The organism is Frederiksenia canicola (genome assembly GCF_011455495.1).
GTDB classification, from domain to species: domain Bacteria; phylum Pseudomonadota; class Gammaproteobacteria; order Enterobacterales; family Pasteurellaceae; genus Frederiksenia; species Frederiksenia canicola.
Genome location: NZ_CP015029.1, coordinates 526358 through 549273, shown reverse-complemented (window position 1 = coordinate 549273; position 22916 = coordinate 526358). Strand labels below are relative to the sequence as shown.

The window sequence follows — 22916 nt, the reverse complement described above, 5'->3', positions numbered from 1 at the left end:
ATCTGAAGCAACATTTGCAAAAAATCGGAAGGATCTGACCGCTTGTGCTCAGGCTGACACCGCTACAATAACGTATTCAATGCTATGACAAACATCCCACTTCATATCCACAATCTCGGTGTGCAGGATTATCAAGCGATCTGGCACAAAATGCAGGATTTTACTGACAATCGCACAGCAAATACGCCCGATGAAATTTGGCTCGTTCAACACCCTTCGGTGTTTACGCAAGGCTCGGCGGGCAAGCCAGAGCATCTGCTCAACCCGACTAATATCCCTGTGGTGCAGTCGGATCGGGGCGGACAGATTACTTATCATGGCATTGGTCAGCAGATCATGTATGTGCTGATAGACATCAAACGCCACAAGGCGAATGGCAATGAGCTGAGCGTGCGAGATTTAGTTTCTGCCCTTGAGCAAAGTGTGGTCAAAACCTTGGCAGATTATGGCATTCAATCTTATCCAAAGCCGGATGCTCCCGGGGTTTATGTCAATGAGCAGAAAATTTGCTCCCTTGGCTTGCGTATTCGTAAAGGGTGTTCTTTCCATGGCTTAGCCCTCAACATCAATATGGATTTAACTCCATTCCGCAATATCAACCCTTGTGGCTACGCAGGTTTGGAAATGTGTCAGCTGGCCGATTTTGTTTCCGCTGAACAAGCCAAGTGCGAGTTAGTCGCCCCAAAATTGGTTCATTACTTTAGCCAAATTCTCGGCTATAATACGCAACAAATCATTAACAACTAGGAACTTTTAATGGGTACACCCTTTAAAATGGAACGCGGTATAAAATATCGCGATGCCGCCAAAACATCAATTATCCCTGTCAAAAACATTGACCCAGACCAAGAGCTACTCAAAAAACCAGAGTGGATGAAAATTAAACTGCCTGCGAACTCGGCAAGAATTGAGAGCATCAAAAATGGAATGCGTCGCCATGGCTTACATTCGGTATGTGAAGAAGCCTCTTGCCCGAACTTGCATGAATGTTTCAACCACGGCACTGCCACCTTTATGATTATGGGGGCAATTTGTACTCGCCGTTGCCCATTCTGTGATGTGGCACATGGTAAACCGTTACCGCTTGATCAAGATGAACCACGCAAACTGGCTGAAACCATTCAAGATATGAAACTCAAATATGTGGTGATTACCTCGGTGGATCGTGATGATTTACCTGATCGTGGTGCAGGTCATTTTGCGGAGTGTGTGAAAGAAATTCGTGCCTTAAACCCAGGAATTAAAATCGAAATTCTCGTACCCGATTTCCGTGGACGCATTGAACAAGCGGTCGAAATTCTCAAACAAAATCCGCCCGATGTGTTTAACCACAACCTTGAGAATGTGCCACGCTTATATAAAGAAATTCGCCCAGGGGCAGATTATCAATGGTCACTCAAACTGCTTAAACAATTCAAAGAGGCTTTCCCAGAGATCCCAACCAAATCTGGCATTATGGTTGGCTTAGGCGAAACCAATGAAGAAATTTTAGACGTGATGAGAGATTTGCGTGCTAATGGCGTAACCATGCTCACATTAGGGCAATATTTACAACCAAGCCGCCACCACTTACCCGTAGCTCGCTATGTTCACCCGACGGAATTTGATATGTTCCGTGAAGAAGCCAACGCAATGGGCTTTGAACATGCTGCCTGCGGTCCATTCGTCCGCTCTTCTTACCACGCCGATCTGCAAGCAAGCGGTGGGTTAGTCAAATAATTTTGCAAATCAAAGGCTCGGATTTTCCGAGCCTTTCTTTATTTAATCGCTGTTCCAACAACATTTTTCATAACGCATAAAAAAGCGACATTATTTTTTCTAAATAATGCCGCAAAGAATAGACGATATTTGAGGAATCTTTCTTGATTTTATAATTATGTTTGAACGCCTTGGATAGTAACGTAAAACCACACTAAAAGTGAATAAAAAACTCCAATTTTTTCTCAAAAATTGGAGCAAGATCACAAAATTAAAATTTTTTTAGAAAAAAGCTTTACAATAAAGCAGAATGAATAAAACCCTGATGATTACTCATCAGGGCTTCATAATATGGCTCCTCCTGCGGGACTCGAACCTGCGACATATGGATTAACAGTCCACCGTTCTACCGACTGAACTAAGGAGGAATTTTACTTTGCAAGAAAGTGGTGCCTCGAGGCGGAATCGAACCACCGACACGGGGATTTTCAATCCCCTGCGCTGCCTTACATTCTGATTTAAACAAGACTAAAGATCGTGTTACTCCCTCTCTCGCAAAGTACCCAGCCGATACACTACGATTGATTTGCCCAGTAACAGATCAAAATCAATACAGCCGAGATCTTACACAAATTCCAAAGTTTGTAAAGGTTGGACAGCTGATTACTTTGTAGAAAATAACGCTAACGCCTTAGGATTAACTTTTATGTAGGTAAATCGTCCGCTGAGTTCAGGCTAAACTATGAATTGCACTCCAATTCAGTCTTTTAAGTGCTTTGCCATCTACTTCTTGTCAATCTCAAAGCGAACAAGGGATGGCTCATCACATAATCAGCCCCTAAGATGATTCTTTTATAAATAAACTTATAGAATAAAAAAACCAAATCACAAAGAAAAATAAGATATTTTTATACAAATATTATACGGAAAGAAAATAGTTAATCTGATCTACAACTCCATTATTCATATATTTTTTGAACCACACTAAAGCCTGATCCCAAAAATATAAAAAGAGATGACTTAAATGTTTTTCTTAAATAAAGAAACATAAATTACCTTTAGGTATAACAGTTTTCAAGAGTGATTTATCTCACAAAAAATCTATTTATTTTTTAAAGAAGCAAAATAATTATTTGCAAATAATACACAAAAGCACAGCCCCCACAAAAAGGGAAATAACTTAATATAAATCAAAACCAATCTTGAACTAAAAATATAATAAAAATGATCTACTTCTCCTGTTGAAATAAATAACTTAACCCAAATCAAAAATATGATATAAAACATAACCAAGACACTTTTTACAAATGACTCTTTAATAAGAGATATAGCTTTAGACATTATTTCCTCTCCGCCTCATTAATCATTTCATTAGTAATCGTGTTTATGATTGGTTTCAGTTGTTTTGGTAAATAATTAGTAGAGCCTTCACTTATCTCAGAATTTTTAAAGTATTTCACTTGATCGCTTAAATATTAATTTTCATTAGGCAATGTTTTTTCTACAACAACATCCCCTCGTGTTAGAGAAAGAAATAAGGACTACTAACGACCTGTTTTAAACTTTTGAATGTTCCATGCCAATTTAATCATTTAACCTCTTTGTAGGTAAAATTGATGAACTATTTTTTACTCCCACCTAATTTCCCAATTATTATAATTGCTATCAAAGGTAGAGTAATTTCATATAACAATGGATAGAATGACAAGTCTAACCTATAAAAAAATCGTAAAAGAAGATAAAAAAGCAATGTTCCTAACAAAGAGGCTAAGATAATTCTCAAATATGAAAAAATCATTTTTTACCATCCTCATTCTTATCTTCCCGAGATTTTAATAATTCATCTTTCTTTTTAGCAGCTCTTTCCATTAAAAATGTTGAAATGACATCTTGACTTAATTTATCTAACACTTCAACTTTATTCACTCCTTTACTTGCTCCTATTCCTATTAAAATATTTGTAGATGCATCTTAAAGTGATTGTCCCTGCAATACAACCCCAATACGGTATTAACCCCTAAATTTTATAATACCAATAAATTAGCAGAAATCCCTATCTCATCTGAATTTATTACAATAGAGTTTCGATAATTTATCAGTGCTACTATTATTTTAATTTTCCAATAATCATTATGATTATTATAGGCAGCATTGTTTTACAAAGAAAAGTATAGAGTTCCTGATGCACACCCCAAATATACACTAAGCTAAAGTACAAAAATAAACTTCCTAAAAAAGAAGAAAATACAATTTTAATGAAATCAATCATTGCCCTCTCCCTTTTTTTCTTTAGCATTATCATTTAAGCTCTTGTTGATAACCTCAGAAGAAAAAGTTGATATAACATTCCTTGTTCCACTATCTAAGTTTTTTGAAGTTCTATCAATTACTTTTCCTGTTCCTATACCAATAGAACTTTCAGCTATAGCTTGTTTAAGATCTTTTCCTTGTACTGTAACTCCAAATACGGTATTAACTCCCAAATTTTGCAACGATGATAAATTATTAGAAATCCCTGCCGTGCCTGAATTTATCATAATAGAACGGAAAGATCCTAATAAATTGCTTTCTGTCATTTCCTTTCCGTTAAAATAATCAATAGACTCTGATACTCCAGTCCCCACACCTCCTGCTGTAGCAGCCACACCAAAATTTTTAACCCCAGTATTCTCAATAGCGTCACTTAATTTCCTTGCAGATAGCATTGATTTTTCAATTCCTTTTCCAGCCACATAACGAATAGATTCCGCCGTATTTACATACCCATGTTGAGCAAGGTTGCTAGCAACACCAATTCCAGCTCTAACATCCTTTCCAACTTCTCCAACCATATGTTTAGTTGCATTCGCCATCTGTGATGTTTCCTTGGCGGCCACTTTTCCAGCCGTATTTAAGCCTGAAACAATTGGTTTAGCCCCATAAATGAGTGACGGAGCGGAATAGAGTGCTTCTGCAGTAGAAGAACTCATCCCTGTTAACTCTGATAATGCTTTTGCCCCCACTGTTGCGTGATTTTTCCCTGAATAAACAGCTCTTGCACCAGCAACTGCATTGTCTACACCGTAGGCTGCAACAGGTACTCCTGCCACACAGCCAATTCCACTTTCACATAAACCAATCCCAAAGGCTGTCGCAGCAACACCTCCCGTTGCTTGAGCTACACCTCCAACACGTGTACTTACTCCATATTGGGTATTCGCTCTATCCACTGTATCTAAACCTTGTTGCACTTCGTTATATTGGAAAAGCTGTCGACGATAACCTGAGACCGAATCAAGTGGGTCATAATGCGCTAATTGCTTAGAAAGTAACGCTCGCTCACTTGCAAATTCCGCTTGATTACCTAAATCTTCTAAAGTTTTTGCCTTGGCATAAACCTCCGCATAATCTGGGGCATCTTTCGGAATTTGAGCTGAGCAATGAACTAACGCACAAGCTGCGGCTTCTAACCGTTTTTGTTTTTCCTCATCTCCTTGAGCAAGCTCCTCAATCCGCTGTTTCTCATCAGGATGCAACTGTCTGTTAAACTGCTCCGTCCGCACTGCCATCTGTGCCGATTGTTTCACCGTGTTTGAATCGCCGCCCAAGCCTGCACCAATCACCGCACCAATGCCTGCCGCACTTAATTGCTGTATCGCATTCCGTTGGTCTGCCATTAAAGCAGTGTTTTCCTTGAGATAATTCGTAATTTCCGTAGTGCCGCTGTAGCTTTGTCGACTTATTTCGTTATATTAAAACAAATATTCCATATTAATAAATCAGCGCCTACTCCATAAATAATATATTGACAAGAAAAAAGACAGTATCACATTTCCTATATAATAGTTTAATGGCAAATTTGGAAAAATATAAAAATTACATCTCTCATAGAAAACACAAACAAAAATATCAATAACTAAAAATGCAATATATATTGTTACATAATTAATGAGAAAGAAAATAACAAAGCAATATAAAATTCTTAAAAATCTATTTTTTATCATCTTCCACTCCATTAATTCTTTTATCTAAACGCTCTTTAATAAATGGAGATGCTAGATTTTCAACAGCATTCCCTGTAACAGATGGCACATAACTAGGTTTAAACGGTTCTGATATACCATAAGGTAAGTGTCCTGATTTTTCCGTATAAAATTTCCAAGTAGGATTAAATTTCTTATCCAACGGTATCTCAAAACCTTTACCTAAAGCACCACCAACTAATGAAGTAAACCAAGACACACTACTTTCTTTTAAAGCTTCTTCTCTTGTTTTACCATCATAGAGTGAATAGAAAAATTCACTTCCAGCATTTACTGTTGAACTTCCTATGAGCCCCATATTTTTAGTTGCAACACCAACACCAGTTTGCACTGCTACTTTTTTACCATCCACTTTGGATATATCCCAATCATTCTGAACAAGCTGACCAACTAACTCCGAACCGCCACCAAATCCTCCAGCAATTAAGCTTGATGTTGCAGCAACTTCAGGAAGTAAAGGTATAAAAATGGTACCACCGATAGCTAAAGTTGCATCTTTCATCAATTTACTTCTTTCTTCCATTTCTTTTTTATAAGCTTCAGGATCTTTTTTCCTTAATTCTTCATCTTTTTGATGTTGAGCATAAGAAATACCAAAGCTATTATTCTCCACCGCCCGTTTCCCAATCTCAGCCCCGGCAATACCACTCGCTGTGCTATCTCCCACTAAACCACCTGCCAAACCGGCTGCAATTTGGCTAAGATTGGCAACATTCTGTTTTTGCTTCTCCGTGAGATTCCCTGGATTGTCCGTGCCATAAAGCTGTTGCATCACAATTGGCGCAGCCGCTTCTGCCGTAAGCGCAGCCAGTCCGCCTGCGACAGCATTATTGCCTGTCGCTTTCGCTTCCACCACCCCCAAAATCGTGTGAGCAATTAAATTCGCTTCTTTGTTGAGGCTGCCATCTGCGTTTGTGGTCGCTTCTTTTATCGCTTTGTTTAAGTAAGGCGAAATCGCACCCACCGCCGCTTGTTTAACATCTCCCGTCGCTAAACCTTGTAATGCTGCGGTCGCGGCTCGCACACCCATTTGTAAGTTACTACCCAAACCATATTCCGCTTCAAGGGCTTTTGCTTCGCTTCTGAGGCGTTCTGCTTGAGCTGGGTTAGTTTTCGCTATTTCTTCAGCCTCTTGACGTTTCTTATCCGCCTCTTCAAGTGGGGCTTTCACTGCGCGATTTAACCAACTCTGTGACAACTCGCCTATCACTTGTGCCATTTCTTGGCTTTCTTGGATTTTCGTCAAATCCTGCTTCGCCACATTCTCATTCGCATTGGCTATGTCGCGGTTGAGTGTAGCCAGAGTTTCCTCCGCGGTTTTACCGGTCTTCTGTTGCTGACCTTCACTGTCCGTGAGCTGGATTTGAATGTTGCCACTTATCGCCGATTTAGTCGTGCTGCTCTCGTGCTCACTCTTATTGCCTAGCGCACTCAAGGCTGCACTTATCGCTTGACCCGACATTTGGCTCATATCCGTACTTGCACCCACCGATACCGAGCTGATTTCAATATCACTGTGGTTTTGAATATCTTCTGTCGTCAAGGTGCCCGTTTTCATACGGTGGTTTGCGCTGTCACCTTCCGCATTGATGATGCCGCCTTTCAAATGGGTGTTTTCAGAAACGTTAATCGCCGAGCTTTGCTTGATATTAAAGCCCGATTGGGTCGTCACTTGTGCATAGTCCACGTTCGCTTTGCTACGGCTGGCTGGCTTTGACCTTGCCTGCATTGATTTCACTATGGCGATTCACCACCGAGTCTGAGTTTGAATGCCCCTTGCCGATTTGGGCTGAGTTTTCACCATTTGCAAAAATTTTTCAGGATCTGACCGCTTGTATTGGCAAAAATCGTATTAAAAGCCAATGAGAAAAAGTCATCAACTTTCACTTTCGGCAAAGCAGATGATTTTCCTGTAGATTTAGTTAATTCAGAAACCACGACTAAACGTTGTTGGGTTTTATTGAATATGACTCAATGAAAGTTTTAGTTCATAGCATACCAAATATAATATTTTAGATAATGCAAATATCCTCATACGCATCCAAAAGTTATCACTATAAATAACACTAACTTGGATAAAAAAATGAAAAAACACTGCATATTTAATATAAGAACCACCCCTATATGAATACACAGTGATAGCAGGAGTGTCACATATATTATATTATTTGCCCATTCTTAAATATTGAATAGATTCTTTCAAACTCATCTTGCATATATTCATCACCATCATGATATAGATCCCAATCAAACTCATAAAATTCTTTTGGTAAAATTCTAATTCTCAACCCATTAAGAAATCTTTTTTCTTTCCAATGCTTAAGCTCTCCTTCTGATAATATAGAAAAATCGCTTAATTCACATAACACTGGCGTTCCATCATCATTGGCTCTAATAAAGACATATACTTTATTTCTATCTAAATATACATCTATACCAAAACAAAAATACTTATCTCCTTTCCTGATCACAGAAGTATCTTTAATTGCGACTAAAATCATGGCTTCACTTCTCCTTTAACCTTAAAGTCTTTTGTTTCATAATCCACTTTCCCTGTTTTATTATTCCTATAAAAATGAATTTGCATAGATTGACCATTTGACATTTTTATTGATTCTGTAGTCATCTTGTCCCAATCCTCAATTTTTGAACCATCACGAGTCAATACGCTTACTACTTTAGGGTTTTTGATAACTCCATCCCCCAACGAAATAATTCTTGAATTTTTAATGGCTTCTTCGGTTAGCGACCCATCAACATTAAGAATATTAGCATCCTTAAATGCCAGCTCTCTCATAAATTGCTTGATTTTCTGTAGCTTTCGTTGCAATCACGGGACGATAGGCAATTTATCGTCAAGTTCTTCCCGTGACCAAATCAACTCACTAAGTTTGATCTCTACTTAGATAAATACAATTATGAAATTAGAAAATGTTTATTTTTTACTATCTCATCAAATAAGTAATCAACACTTTCATTATCCTGCCTATCAAATTCATAAATAAAGTTATATAAATAACTATCCACATTGTATTCGTACTTATAAACCAGAACGGATAACTTATTTTGAATATCAAATAATTCATATATTCTATCCTTCAACTTTCTTTCTTTGATATCTAAAATAATTTCATGAATATTTTTTCTATACTCTAATAAAATTCGCTCAATCTCAATCTTTATATCATAAAGCAGCTCAAGCCTCTCAATTAAAATATCATAATTTTTCATTTTATTTTCCTTTTATTGGTTGAATGTGCCAAATCTCTTTTGTTTTCGGGTTGTCCGTGACGTTGATTTCAGAGCTTTGTTTGATATTAAAGCCCGATTGGGTCGTCACTTGTGCATAGTCCACATTCGCTTTGTTGCGACTGGCTTGAGCAGAAACACTCGAACCACTGCCATAAATCGCCACCGAGGCACTCGCTCCCGCTTGCGTCTGTTTACTGTCATATTTTTCGTGGTCTTGCACACTTTCAATATGCAGATTTTTAGTATCAAGCTGGAGGTGGTCGGTATTTACCACCGCACCTTTCACTGTGGTGGTTTCCGTGGCGTTAATTTTGACTTTGTCCGCATTCACTTCCGTATGGCGATTTTCGACCGAATCAGAGTTTGAATGCCCTTTGCCGATTTGGGCTAAGTTTTCACATTTGCAAAATTTTTTCAGGATCTAACCGCTTGTATTGGTAAAAACTGAGTTAAAAAACTGCGAAAAGAAATCATCTACTTTTACTTTGGGGAAAGCAGATGATTTTCCTGTGGTTTTGGATAATTCAGAAACCACCACAAAATATTGCTGGGTTTTGCTGAATATGACTCGATGAAGGTCTTTGTTCATATCAAGAACTACTCTTCAATTTCTCGATTATTTAGCACCAAATTTAAATCATAAAGAAACTCTTTCTTTTCTTCTTCTAATACGGATACTAATTTATCGATACTATTTTCAAAAAGTATTCTATCAATATCTTGTAAAGCTAACCTATGTCCATAAGGATTCCTGCCAGCCCTTAATATTATATTTTCTATTGGCAAATTAAAACTCCCCTCAAAACTATCTAGAGCCCCCCCATTCACTTTCATCAACAGACCACTTATTAATCTTACCTTTTTCAAATTTTTCTTGACACCATTGAAATGCATCTTCAAAGAACCATTGCTTCAATGTTTTATAATTAACTCTTTCCATTATTTTCCTCCTATAGCGTCAACTGGGTTTCCATTATTATCAAAAATATTAACCTTAATATTTGGATAATGTTTATTAAATTGCTCAGCCACGCCTAAACAGCTTTGACAAGCTGGACGTTCTGTAAAGATAGTTATTTTCCCTTTTGCTTAGATGTTTGAACATAGTCACCGATCATCAATAACATTAAACTCATAAAATAATTTTTCAAAATCTTCTAAGTTATAACCAGTTCTTGTTTCGCAATCTTCTACATCTAATATGTTAGAGATCTCCCCTAATGCACTTGTTATTAACTGAACTTCTCTTTGAGACAATAGTAATAAAACATCATCTGATTTTTTTTCTACCAATTTCATATGATTCCCTTATTTTAGCTTCTCATCAAAATACTTTCGACCATCTTTAGGCTGAAATGCTGTACCACCATCTTTTGTTTTAGGGTTTCTAATAACAACTGTTCCGCTAGCTTCGTGCCAATACGCACTTCTTCCATTAGATAATTCTTTGAACGAAGTATAATTATTAACAACATATTCAACGTGTTTTTCAAATTGCTCTCTAGTTGAAACATTTACATTTTTAAATTCACCTTGCTTAATCACATGTTTAGAAAAAGCATGTCCATCTGATATTTCTTTTCCAACAAGACTTGCCTTTAATTTCAGATACTGTGTAATATCTTCTGCCCCTGTCGAAACCCTTAGATTAGTTTCTTGATTTTCATAATTCGCTGGCTTTGTAACCGTAACCTGCCGATCTTTCCCTGAAATCTCATTTGGCACTGAAATCGCAAAATTATCTAGTTGACCTTGAGGGTTTTTCATAGCTGACAGAGCCGTTTTACCCACACCTATCGCCCAGCCACTCTCAGCAACCGCCCCCATTGCCACCTTACCATACGCATTATCAGGCGATAAAAACTCTTCTTGAGTAAACAATCCTCTCGCATTTGGATAATTCGCAGAAAGCGCATTATTTAAGCTATTCGCAGCTTTTTCTTCTTGAGCTGCTTGAGCCTGTGCCTTGTCACTTTCTATCTGCTGCTTAAGTGTATTTGCAGATTCTTGGCGTGATCTGACCGCTTGTAGTGCATCTTCATACACCGTCAGCACTGTGCCTTAACACCCCACCTATTGAAGGCTATACTCCAGATAGCAAGACGTCTCTCCAATTTACTGGGATTCCAGATAACCAATCCAAAAATCTATGACAAACCATCGCATCATATAGTTAAAATTTATTTATCTATTTAAGTTTCTTTGAAAATAAAACTTTGACCAATACAATTACAAGACGCGGATAAATTACATCCTTAAAAGACTCCTCTAACAATAAGGTATAATTAATATATTTTTTATCAAAAATAATCTCCAAGAATATGTAATACCCGAAAAAAACCTCCCCATACAGATGTAAAAATTAGGAAGATCCAAAGTAATATTTTTATCACCTACTATCTCTTTTAGCCAGTAAAAACTTAAAAAAAACAACTAAAAAATATGGATATAATAAATCTTTAAAAGACTCTTCTAATAACAATTGGTAATTAATATATTTCCTATCAACACTAAACTCAAGAAAAATATAAAAACCAAAAAAAATTATCCAAGCACCTAAAAACCCCATTAAAACCCAAAATATATTACTCATCATCTGCTATTTTCTTCCTCTTTTTTATAACTTTCGTATATTTCCTTAGCTTTTTCAGATGACACATCACTAAGTATGGTGTTAGATATTATCTTGTCGCCTCCATTTAGAGAAGGAATTTTTAAAGACACTCCTTCAATTAGTTTTCTTAGAAAATAAAAATTTAAAAAATATAATTATACCGTATGGGTATAGCGAATCTGCAAATGATTCTTTTAATAACAGCTCATACTTTATATATTTAGTATCAAAAACAAATTCAAGTGCAACATATGAAAAAAATACAATAAAGGAAATTACTATGTAACCTAAAAACAAGAAGAATACTGATTTCATTTTATTTTTCCTCTGACTTCTTTATATACTCTTGATATTTTTCTTGAGCTTTATCTGATACTATATCGCTAACTATAGTATTAGTAATAATTCTAGCAGCCCCATTAAATTTAGGTAAAACTTTTGATAAACCTTCCATACTCACGGAAGCTGAAGAACCCGCAACAGAGCCAACCATCTCGGTTTTTATAGAATGATCTGTCGCATTATGCTTATTAACTTCATACAGATAATCAACCGCCATCCCATAGCCTACTTGTTGCCCGAAAGATAGCTTACCTAAGGCAATCGTTTTTCCTGTATCCTTCACTATATCTTCGACCACCGATGAATTTAATCTTCCATCTTGAATAAGTGTTCCTTCGCCTACAGACTTGCCTGTGTTGTATCCAAAAACAACTGCTGCCTCAGACTTTATAGGGTTAGTCGCAATGAACTCTGTAACTTGAGGATAAAGCCTTATAAACTTATCTATTCCATAAGCTACTGGAACTGTAGCCATTCCCACAGCAAATGATTTTGCTTGCTTACCTTCATAAGACTGATTTTGGGCATATTCATTTAACGCCAAGTAACTTGATAATTTTGAGTCATCTCTCTTAATAGAGTTATTAAAGTCCCAATTATATAAGTCTGTGACCGGTATATCGTAAGATTTTGCTATTTTAGTCAGCTCTGTATTTAAATAATTTCTTTGAACTAAATTTAACTTATTCGGATCTTCTTGATATAACTTAATGAGATGATTGATATAACCATCTTTAATTAATAGATCTGAAGTTTTAGCCTTTCTTCTCTCATCTAATGACTTGTTTTTATCAAATAGCTCATTACTATCAAAAACATATTCGTCATCTTCTCGGCTTAGGAGATTATTCTCCACAGCCCGTTTCCCAATCTCAGCTCCACTAATACCACTCGCTGTGCTATCCCCCACTAAACCACCTGCCAAACCGGCTGCAATTTGGCTAAGATTGGCAACATTCTGTTTTTGCTTCTCCGTGAGATTCCCTGGATTGTCCGTGCCATAAAGCTGTTGCATCACAATTGGCGCAGCCGCTTCTGCCGTAAGCGCAGCCAGTCCGCCTGCGACAGCATTATTGCCTGTCGCTTTCGCTTCCACCACCCCCAAAATCGTGTGAGCAATTAAATTCGCTTCTTTGTTGAGGCTGCCATCTGCGTTTGTGGTCGCTTCTTTTATCGCTTTGTTTAAGTAAGGCGAAATCGCACCCACCGCCGCTTGTTTAACATCTCCCGTCGCTAAACCTTGTAATGCTGCGGTCGCGGCTCGCACACCCATTTGTAAGTTACTACCCAAACCATATTCCGCTTCAAGGGCTTTTGCTTCGCTTCTGAGGCGTTCTGCTTGAGCTGGGTTAGTTTTCGCTATTTCTTCAGCCTCTTGACGTTTCTTATCCGCCTCTTCAAGTGGGGCTTTCACTGCGCGATTTAACCAACTCTGTGACAACTCGCCTATCACTTGTGCCATTTCTTGGCTTTCTTGGATTTTCGTCAAATCCTGCTTCGCCACATTCTCATTCGCATTGGCTATGTCGCGGTTGAGTGTAGCCAGAGTTTCCTCCGCGGTTTTACCGGTCTTCTGTTGCTGACCTTCACTGTCCGTGAGCTGGATTTGAATGTTGCCACTTATCGCCGATTTAGTCGTGCTGCTCTCGTGCTCACTCTTATTGCCTAGCGCACTCAAGGCTGCACTTATCGCTTGACCCGACATTTGGCTCATATCCGTACTTGCACCCACCGATACCGAGCTGATTTCAATATCACTGTGGTTTTGAATATCTTCTGTCGTCAAGGTGCCCGTTTTCATACGGTGGTTTGCGCTGTCACCTTCCGCATTGATGATGCCGCCTTTCAAATGGGTGTTTTCAGAAACGTTAATCGCCGAGCTTTGCTTGATATTAAAGCCCGATTGGGTTGCTACTTGGGCGTAATCCACATTCGCTTTGTTGCGACTGGCTTGTGCAGAGACACTCGAACCACTGCCGTAAATCGCCACCGAGGCACTCGCTCCCGCTTGCGTCTGTTTACTGTCATATTTTTCGCGGTCTTGCACACTTTCAATATGCAGATTCTTGGTGTCAAGCTGGAGGTGGTCAGCATTCACCACCGCACCTTTCACTGTGGTGGTTTCCGTGGCGTTAATGTTGACCTTGTTCGCATTCACTTCCGTATGGCGATTTTCGACCGAATCAGAGTTTGAATGCCCTTTGCCGATTTGGACTGAGCCTTCAATTCCAAAACCTTGTGAGCCACCCGATTTACCGAGGAATACGCCCACTTTCCAACCGCTGTTTTTATTATCACTGCGGTTACGTTGGCTGTCTTCTACACCCAGTAAATTGACATTTTTACCGGCTAATTCTGCTTCCAGCGCATCAATCTTAGAGCCAATGATATTGGTATCGCCTTCAGTGGATTTGACGATAACGCGCCCACCACTTAGCTCTGAGGCTTGGTGAGTAATTTGCTCAGTGTTGCTTGTCGAGACTGACTTACTTGAACCGACATTCACCGCAATTTTGAAATCGGAATTATTCAAAGCCTCAGTGGCGTTTGCCGCATTTTGAAGTGCCTCAATCGTCTCTTTTGCCTTTTCAACGGTCTCCACCGCTTCATTCGCAGCTTTCACTTTTAATAGTGCACTTAGCTTGTCGTCTTTCACTTGCCCCGAACGCTTCACCGCATTTTTCACCGCAAAAGCGGTGTCCGTCACCGCAGAGCTGAACTCAATCGTTAAGCCCGACTGCTTCTGTTCATGGCGTTCTTTTGTGGTCAGAATATCTTTGCCCGCTTCAACGGTCGCCGATTTTCCTTCGACAACAATAGAATGGTCTGGGGTTTTCTGCACCACCAGCTCTGAGCCTAACAGGGTCGCTTGGTTGCCTGCTTTCACACTGATGTTACCGTTTAAGCTGCCCAATACCCCACGAGCATCACTTTGCGTCCAGCCTTCAGCTTCGGTTTCCAAGGTTTGACTCTTCTTGCCAAAGGTCACACCAATATTGCCACCATTCAATACGCCTGACTTGGATTTTTTCTCAACGTGCGTTTCTTTAAAATAGTTTGTGTCAGCACTGAAAGTGACATCGTTTCCGCCATAAATCGTGATGTCTTTATCTGCAATGATTTGGGCATTCTTCGCCGTGACATCATTACCCGCAGACAGAATAATTTCCTCTCCCGACAGTTTGTTGCCTTGTTTAAGCTTCTGCTGTTTGGTGTCTAACGTGGTGTGTTTCGAACTGCCAAAGGCACTGCCTGATTTGGTGTGGTGATACTCTTCATAATCGCTGTGACGATTCGCACTGGAGAGTGTTAAGTCATTTTCTGCCAAGGCAATTAAACGTTTCTCCGCTTCAAGCACAGAGCCTTCCGACAGAATATTATGTCCTTTCAAGGTGACATCTCCGCCGCCTTGAATACGGCTCACCACCACATCTTGCACTTTTTCATTACGATAGTGGTCGCCTTCTCCCATCTTCTCATCAAAGCCTACCTCCAATGCATTGAGGTTGAGGTTATTTTTCGCCGAGATATAGGTCTGACCTTGGTCGTCGTTGATAATGTCTGCGCCCGTTAAGGTAATGTTATTTGCTGTAAGCTGTAATGCCCCATTTTTACCTTTGACGTGTAACAACGCCTTGCGGTCTAAGGTGGTGTCTGTGCGTTTATAGCCCGCTAAATCCACATTTGTCGTCTGTGTAGTTGAGCGGTGCGTAAAATCCCCACCAATGTTGAGCAACAGCGCATTATCCGCCTCTAGCACACCACCGATATTCTCTGCATCACCAGAGACCTCGCCCTGCAACACACCGGCGCTGAATTTTCCGCTGTTTTTCAAGCTTTCGGCATTAAATTGCACAAACTCCCGCCCTGCAATTGTCCCTTCATTGACAAGCTGAGTCGCATTAAGGCGTACACGGTTGCCTGAAATCAGCGTACCCTTACCATCAATATCGCCTTTACGCGCAAGGGCATACACCTTCGGCACTAAGACTTGTTCAACCTTGCCATTTGGCAAGGTCACACTTTGTGATTCAAACCAAACAATATCACTCGTTAATTGTGCAACTTGCGCAGGACTGAGGCTAATCCCTGGCTGCAAATTAAATTTTTGCGCAAAGCTGACCCCCGCATCCATTAATCCGCGGTATTGGCTATCAAAATCGGTGTAGTTGCCAAGGAACTGGCGCCCCGTTAAGCTGTTAATTTGCTCACGCACTAAACGCTGCTCATAGAAACCATCCCCCAAGCGTTTTTGGGTCGCATTCGGCTCATAGCGTAGGGCATTAAACATATAATCCGAACTCAACCAACGTTTTTGGTTGGTAAAATCAGGATCGGTTTCCACAATAAAATGGCTATTTGCTGCAGGATTGATGCGATATAAACCTTGATTTGGCAAGCGCGTATCGACCGTCACACTACGGATTTCAAAATCCCCTTGTGCTAAACGGTCAATCTCATTTTTCGTGTCTGGCGAATTACCCGAAGGCGTAAACTGCGTGAGTTTCGCCAAATCCGCCCCACTTGCATCCGTTAAACGAGAAGTTGAAATCGAGCTATTGTTACGCTCAAGATTTTTTAAACTCGTTTCTGAATCAAAGGCGACAGCATCAATGCGAGCAACATCCGCACGCTCGATTTTATTCGCCACATAGTCGTTTAACTGGGTTAAGCTCACTAAATTCGACTCTTCTGGCTGTTTTGGCGTAATCGGTTCGACCACCTGATGGGTTAGGTAGGTGTAGAGATTCATGTCAAACGTGTCATTTTCAATACGGGTGTAAGCCCCTTCTTGTGAATTACGCCACTCCCATCTTCGTTTTAAGCCACCACGGTGTCTCCCTTCATACCAACGTTTCCTGCCAGGAAAATGATCTCTTCTTACGCCTTGTTCATCTTTGTTCTTTACTGCTCCAGATATAGACTGGCCGGAAATAATCGTACTTTTATCATTTTCAAGATAACCTTGAATATGAATATCCTTTCCTGCAAGGAGTTGACCTGGTAGAGATGTTTTTACCTCGGATTTATAGACTTTCTTTTCTGAAACGCTCAGCCCCCAACGTCGAGTTAGATCATATGCATAATGTCTATTATGCTGCTTGATAGCATCATTGAGCTCATCAAAGGTATCTTGATGTTTCTCAACCCAATCGACATAAGGCTTAATCGCTACATTATATTCTTCCACTTCTTGTTTATACTTCTTGAAATCTTCTTCATATGCTTTTAGTCGCTCAGCATATCTTCTCCCACCCAAGAACCTTCTCCTTGGTTTAGTCGGCTCAGCTCTTAATGTTGGGATGTGTTCAGGTAGAGTGAAACTATCTGATGGAGGAGTAATTTCAAATCTCTTCCAAATACCATATTGATTATCATAAAACACTCTTGGCTGATAAAAACAAACATTAGGATCTACTGAAGAACAGGTTTTTCTCATTTCAGGGATATAACCCGCTTTTAATTCATCGTCCTCTAATTTTCTCGCTAAACCATAATTCCAAACATGATCATATACCCCATCACCTAAATGCTTATGGTTAAAACGATCACCTTTGACTTTAAAGCCACTATTTAAATCATCACCCTGCAAATTAACTAAAATATATTCAATTTTCTCTTTATTTCCTTCTTCAGGAAATTCCTTCATTTCCGTGGTAAAGTGTTCATTCGTATTAAGCGTTTCTTTCACACTCAAATGAATATTTCCACCCGCCTCAATAATACTGCTTTTATTTCTTAATACTTCTGCCGTACCCTCAGCATGGTTATTTGGATTTAATTGGCGACCAAAAACAATATCACCCTCACTGTAAATCGTTGAGCCTGTTTTCAAATTCGGATCGTAATGTTGGGTATCGTTAATGATTTCTTTGCCCGCTAAATCTAGGCGCTTGCGTGCAGCAATAGTGGCTGATTTACCATTTTTATCTTGATTTAAAATATGCTCTGCACCTAGTGCCACATCGTCGCCATAAATGCGACCCGTACCGATATTCTCAATACGCTGTGCTTTGATAACGGTTTTAGCATTGTCATCATCGCTAAAGCTGTTGATTAACCCCTCATTCGTGACCGTGGCTTTGGCATTCAAATCAGTCTGTGCCGCACTGATTCTGCCTGTTTGTTCATTGGTAATATCTTGAGCCGTCAGCTGCAAGCGGTCATTTGCGGACAATTTTTTGCGATTGATGAGGTTACCCTGTGTGGCAAAGGATAAAGTGCTTTTCGCATTAATATCTTGCTCTGCGGTGAAATCCGCCTGAAGGTTGACATCAATGTGATTGGCTTGCAGCACACCATCGCCCGAGAGCTGATTGGCTTGAATATCCAAGCGGTTTTCAGCCTGTAATTTACCTTCTCGATTGTCAATCTGCAGTGATTTTCCACCCAGCAGCTGAATGTCACCCCAACTTAAGATTTCTCCCTGTTGGTTATTGAGGCGTTGAGTGATATTGAACTCACCACGTTGGCCAAGATAAATTCCACCTTGTTGGTTATCGAGTTGGCTGGCTTTTTGCAATACCAACTGCTGGGCAATAATGCCTTGTGTCGGACTTTGATTCTGCGCAACGGTATTGCGGTTGGCTAAGTCTGCAGTCTCAAGCGTTAATTTCGCACCCGATTCAATCCGTGAACCTGTCTCCGCCACACGGTTATTGAGGATTTGTGCCGCGGTCAACACCATATTTTGTGTACTCTGAATAAAGCCACCTTGGTTATCCAGTTGTGCGGCATTCAACTGAAGCGCACCAAGGCTCTGTATTTTGCCCTGTGCCGTGTTAGCGACAGATTGCACGACATTAATATGGCTGTCTTGATGAGCAAAAATCAGCCCTTGTTGGTTATTGATGCTGCCACCGTGTAGCGTGAGATTTGCTCCCGCATTGATACTGCCTTGTTGATTTTGTACTTCACCTTGGCTTAGCTTGAGCGTTAGCTCTCCTTGAGCGGTTTGTACTTTTCCTGCCTGATTATTTAATCCTGCTGCCGTCACATTCAGCGAAGTCTGTGCAGCCATCACACCTTGTTGATTATTCAACGCTTGCTGCGTGTTTACCTCCAACGCATTCGCTTGGGAAGTAAGCTGTCCTTGCTGGTTATTTAACGCTTTCGTGGTAACAGTCACTGCTTGAGTTGCCGCGATATGACCTTGTGCGTTATCAATGGACTCTGCCACAGACAATGACAAAGCGTCTTTAGACAAAATTTGTCCATTTTCGTTGTTAGCGAGTTGCTTCGCCACTATTGATAACCCAACACCACTGATTCTCCCTGCCTGATTTTGCACTTTGTCTTGAATGGTAAGAGACTGACTTGCTTGGCTAGAAATAATGCCCTGTTGGTTATTGAGCTGTTGAAGTGCCAACGTCTGTGCTTTTTGACTACCTATATACCCTTGTTGATTTAACAGCTGTACCGCATTCAGCGTTAGCTGACCAAGACTTAAAATACCTTTCACTTCACCTTGGCTGGCTTGGGTATGTTGGTTATTCAAATCAGCCGTATGCAAAGTGGCATCACCACCACTTTGAATTAACCCCTGTTCGTTATTTAACAAACCGCTTTTAATCACAAGCTGTGTTGCGGCACTGACTTTACCCTGCTGATTGATAAAATCCTGCTGTTGGCTATGGAGATTCACACTACGGGTTTCAGAGAATATCTCGCCCTGCTGATTATTGATGCCTTTCCCCGACAGCGTTAATTGTTGTCCACTGCGGATTTGGCTTTGCTGATTATCTATTTTCCCCTTGGCATCCAACGTTAATTGCTGACCTGCCGCAATCACACTATCATTCAGTGAACGTAGATGCGACTCAGTGCTAACCTGTTGATTCTGGCGAGCTTGTATAACACCTTGCGTTTGATGCAGAGAGCTGAGGTTGAGCGTGATATTGTTGGCCTCAATACCGCCCTGATGATTTTCAAGGAGGGTGGCATTTACCTTCAAATCCCCCTGAGCTAGCAACTTACCGCCCGTGTTATTCACGGTTTGGCTTGCAGTATCAATCGAGCTGTTCTGCCCACTTTGAATAACCCCTTGAATATTCAAGAGTTGTCCGATGGTTAAATCAAGCACACCTTCCGTGAGTACCTTGCCTTCATGGTTATCAAGTGCTTGTTGGTGACTATCGATGTGCAAGCTAGATTTGCCTTGTAAAATGCCCTGTTGATTACCAATTTCACCTGTCTCAAGTTGTAAGCTATCGCCCGCAATGATTTTTCCAGTTTGATTGTTGAGCTTGTGCTGATGGGTATTAAGCTGCAGTGTGCCATGTTCTGCTAACAACAACCCTTGCTGATTATCTACGGCTTGGCTGCGAATAGAGAGATGATTATTCGCGGAAATTTCACTGTGTTGGTTATTAACCTGACCCTGTGAGGAGAGTGACACATCCTCACCTGAAATCACACTCTGTGCCGTACTGTGCAACTCACCAACATTTAAGGTGAGATGTGCAGCCCCAATGTTCCCTGCAAATTGCATGAGGCGTTGGGCAACATTGAATGTCGCGTCTTTCGCACTCGAGATCACACCATTCTGATTGCGAAGAGCATTCGCCTTCACCTCCAGTTTATTCAGGCTTTGAATACGGCTCGATTGGTTGTCGATATGTTTGCTCTTTAGTAATAATGATTCAGAGGCCGCTAATTGACTATCACGTTGCGCAAAGCGCTCGTTGAGGTGGATATTCACCTGTTCACCCAAGATCTGACTTTGCTCGGTTGAATCGAGCACATCCCCCGTCAACGCAAGCTGAACAGATTCAATGCGCCCTGCCTTTTGGGAAAGAGTGGTAAATGCCAAGTTTGCTTTGTCAGCCGCTAATACCGCTCCTACATTATTGCTGATCTCCACTGCGTTTAAGGCAAGCTGGCTATCCGTTGCGATTTTCCCACCATCATTATTCAGCCCTTTTGTTGTAATGGATGCACCTTCAACGCTCGCCACACGCCCTTGTTGGTTACTTAACGTTGTCGTGCTCAGTTGAAGGGCTTTTCCCGCAACAATGCCTTTATTGTCGCTATTTGTGTTTTGGTTATGGATAGATTCAGTGGCAACAACCTCCACATTCTGCTTCGCATACACCAAGCCGCCGTCATTGTTCAGATTGGAGGTGGTAAGATGCAGGTCTTCCCCTGCTAGTAACTGCCCCCCTTCAGAGTTGAGGGTTTTCCCCACCTTCAAAGTCAATGATTTTGCACTGCTGAGAGTACCCTGTGCGTTATCAAGTTGGTTGGCCTCTACTTTAAAATCGCCCTGCGTGCTAAATGCCCCCCCTGAGGTGATAAGTTCGTTTCCTTTTAAGTGGAAGTCGTCCGTGCCTGTCTGCTTCCATGTCGCGTTTTGGGCATTCAACGATGCCTGCTCGGTGTGGATGTTATTCGCAGTCAAGTGGCTAGATTGGGTAGAGAGTGCTTTTGGAGTTTTGAGCTGTAAATCCGCTTGGGCAGTGAATAAGGCGGAATTGGCGTCAATATTGCCTGTCGTACCTTGAACCACAATCGTATGTGCACTGTTTTGGCTGTGGTTTACATTCACACTACCCGCATGCAGGTTGAAGGTGCCCGAGGCAATGTTTTTGCCCTGCAAGGTCGCTTGGTCTGTTGCACTGACTTGGAGAGATTTACCCTGTGCGGATTGCGTGTCTAAGGTGCGCACTTCGCCATTGTTATTGTCTTGAATAGTTACACCTGCCGCAATCAGTGAATCTTGGCTGGCGTTGATAGTTTGGGCTTGATAACGCACATCGCCTTTCGCCACGGTTTCACCTTGCTGACTGATAGTGGTATCAGCGTGCTTGTGAATATTCCCTTGGCGTGCAACAATGGAGCCGTCTTGTTTGATGTCTGCCTTGGTGGAGAGGTGAATATCCCCCTGGCGGTTTTCGATTTTGCCTGTGTTTGCAATGCCTTTGGTCGCAGTTAGGTTTATTGCTTGGTTGGCATTGAGCGTGCCCGTGTTGATAATCCGCCCTTTGCTGTCGATGGTGAGCGTCTCGCCACTTGCCCCAATATGCCCTGCATTACGCACCCCAACCCCTTGTTCGGTGCCGATTAAGTGGATTTTGCCCGAGTACATGCCGCCTAATTCACCGACATCGACAGCAAATTGTGGTTGTGCTTCGTCTGCAAGCGGTTGGTTGCTGTGAATAATTTGCAAATCTTTTGCCGAATCTGACCGCTTGAGAGTGTTTTTCCCTGTGATGACCTTAGTTTCTTTCTTCGACCACACGCCTGCGTTGGCTTGCACTTCACGGGCAAGGATTTCAGTATAGTCCACGCGACTGTTATCTAAACCCTTGCCATCGATGCTAACTTTGCCTTTTTCCACCACAAAGCTTTCTAAGTTGCCATTTTGAATGTGAGGCTTACCCGTAGTGAAGGTCGCGCGGTCGGAGTTGATAATGCCACAACCTTGGCAGTGAATACCCGACGGATTGGCGATAATCACACCCGCCTTTTTACCGGCGACTTCCACATAACCTTTAAGTAAACTCGGGTCATTGGAGTTGACTTCATTGAGGATAACTTTTGCTTCGCCTTTGGCTAAATACGGGTTGCCCTGCACCCAGCCTGCTTGTTGGGTTTGTACATTGGTGCGGCTGTTGTTGAGAATCGCCCCTTTGGTATCCACATCAAATTTGGAATATTTATTATGGGATAACCCTTTGTCGTTCGGGGTTTGAATATTCACCTGCGGCAACCCGTTTGCCGTTTGCAAAATAATCGGTTGCTGGTATTTCGGGGCAGATTTGTCCGCTTGAATAATCAAGGTTTCCGCCAGTGTTGGCGTGCTGACGAGCCCCAAGGCACAAAACAGACTGAATACAAGCGGTCGGATACGGGCAAAAATTTGCAAATCGGAAAAACTATTCGACTCTTTCGCCTTGCCTTCTGCTTTCGCCAACTCAGAGGTCACAACCAAACACTGCAACGTTTTGCTGAAAATCACACGGAAACACTTCTTATTCATTACGATA

17 protein-coding genes and 1 tRNA gene are annotated in these 22916 nt (G+C 41.0%); 2 read left to right on the top strand and 16 right to left on the bottom strand.

From position 1 onward, the window contains the following. The first annotated feature begins 84 nt into the window (after positions 1 to 84). Together lipB and lipA are read left to right on the top strand one after the other, a co-directional pair. Entirely contained in the window at positions 85 to 747 is a 663-nt protein-coding gene (gene lipB / locus A4G17_RS02630; protein ID WP_123957375.1) for a lipoyl(octanoyl) transferase LipB, read from the top strand. 9 nt (positions 748 to 756) lie between these two features. Then, a complete protein-coding gene (gene lipA, locus A4G17_RS02625; protein ID WP_123957376.1) occupies positions 757 to 1719 on the top strand; it encodes a lipoyl synthase in 963 nt (320 codons plus the stop codon). 331 nt (positions 1720 to 2050) lie between these two features. Here lipA and A4G17_RS02620 read toward each other — a convergent pair. From A4G17_RS02620 to A4G17_RS02555, 16 genes are all read right to left on the bottom strand, one after another. Further along, positions 2051 to 2126 (bottom strand) — tRNA-Asn (locus tag A4G17_RS02620). A gap of 1366 nt (positions 2127 to 3492) precedes the next feature. Next, entirely contained in the window at positions 3493 to 3624 is a 132-nt protein-coding gene (locus A4G17_RS10340; protein WP_257792953.1) for a hypothetical protein, read from the bottom strand. A 335-nt stretch (positions 3625 to 3959) separates the two neighbouring features. Further along, the gene (locus A4G17_RS02615) at positions 3960 to 5354 is read right to left on the bottom strand and encodes a hypothetical protein (protein WP_123957377.1); all 1395 of its coding nucleotides are present in this window, start codon (positions 5352 to 5354) and stop codon (positions 3960 to 3962) included. Positions 5355 to 5667: 313 nt separating this feature from the next. Further along, positions 5668 to 7449, bottom strand: coding sequence for a VENN motif pre-toxin domain-containing protein (locus A4G17_RS02610; RefSeq protein ID WP_123957378.1), 1782 nt, complete (start codon positions 7447 to 7449; stop codon positions 5668 to 5670). Between the two features lie 68 nt (positions 7450 to 7517). Further along, positions 7518 to 7658: a hypothetical protein gene (locus A4G17_RS10370; RefSeq protein ID WP_418886393.1), complete on the bottom strand. Its 141-nt coding sequence runs from the start codon at positions 7656 to 7658 to the stop codon at positions 7518 to 7520. A gap of 221 nt (positions 7659 to 7879) precedes the next feature. Continuing rightward, the gene (locus tag A4G17_RS02600; protein ID WP_123957379.1) at positions 7880 to 8221 is read right to left on the bottom strand and encodes a stage III sporulation protein AF; all 342 of its coding nucleotides are present in this window, start codon (positions 8219 to 8221) and stop codon (positions 7880 to 7882) included. Beyond that, positions 8218 to 8517: a hypothetical protein gene (locus A4G17_RS02595; protein ID WP_207948562.1), complete on the bottom strand. Its 300-nt coding sequence runs from the start codon at positions 8515 to 8517 to the stop codon at positions 8218 to 8220. Before A4G17_RS02595 ends, A4G17_RS02600 begins: the two co-directional genes overlap by 4 nt. 119 nt (positions 8518 to 8636) lie before the next feature. Further along, complete coding sequence (locus A4G17_RS02590; RefSeq protein WP_123957380.1) at positions 8637 to 8951, bottom strand: hypothetical protein; 315 nt, start codon at positions 8949 to 8951, stop codon at positions 8637 to 8639. Between the two features lies 1 nt (position 8952). Beyond that, a complete protein-coding gene (locus tag A4G17_RS02585; RefSeq protein WP_236941027.1) occupies positions 8953 to 9303 on the bottom strand; it encodes a hemagglutinin repeat-containing protein in 351 nt (116 codons plus the stop codon). Positions 9304 to 9393: 90 nt separating this feature from the next. Beyond that, entirely contained in the window at positions 9394 to 9561 is a 168-nt protein-coding gene (locus A4G17_RS10365) for an ESPR domain-containing protein (RefSeq protein ID WP_123957382.1), read from the bottom strand. Between the two features lie 8 nt (positions 9562 to 9569). Continuing rightward, entirely contained in the window at positions 9570 to 9806 is a 237-nt protein-coding gene (locus A4G17_RS02575) for a hypothetical protein (protein WP_236941026.1), read from the bottom strand. Continuing rightward, a complete protein-coding gene (locus A4G17_RS10335; protein ID WP_257792952.1) occupies positions 9778 to 9912 on the bottom strand; it encodes a hypothetical protein in 135 nt (44 codons plus the stop codon). Before A4G17_RS10335 ends, A4G17_RS02575 begins: the two co-directional genes overlap by 29 nt. Continuing rightward, on the bottom strand, positions 9912 to 10004 hold the full coding sequence (locus A4G17_RS02570) for a hypothetical protein (protein ID WP_236941025.1): 93 nt from the start codon (positions 10002 to 10004) through the stop codon (positions 9912 to 9914). The genes A4G17_RS10335 and A4G17_RS02570 overlap by 1 nt, the downstream gene beginning before the upstream one ends. Before the next feature lie 75 nt (positions 10005 to 10079). Further along, positions 10080 to 10271, bottom strand: coding sequence for a hypothetical protein (locus tag A4G17_RS02565; RefSeq protein ID WP_123957383.1), 192 nt, complete (start codon positions 10269 to 10271; stop codon positions 10080 to 10082). A 9-nt stretch (positions 10272 to 10280) separates the two neighbouring features. Beyond that, on the bottom strand, positions 10281 to 11018 hold the full coding sequence (locus tag A4G17_RS02560) for a hypothetical protein (protein WP_123957384.1): 738 nt from the start codon (positions 11016 to 11018) through the stop codon (positions 10281 to 10283). Positions 11019 to 11902: 884 nt separating this feature from the next. After that, positions 11903 to 22909 carry a two-partner secretion domain-containing protein gene (locus A4G17_RS02555; protein WP_165894255.1) on the bottom strand — a complete coding sequence of 3669 codons (11007 nt, stop codon included), beginning with the start codon at positions 22907 to 22909 and terminating at the stop codon, positions 11903 to 11905. Positions 22910 to 22916: the final 7 nt, after the last annotated feature.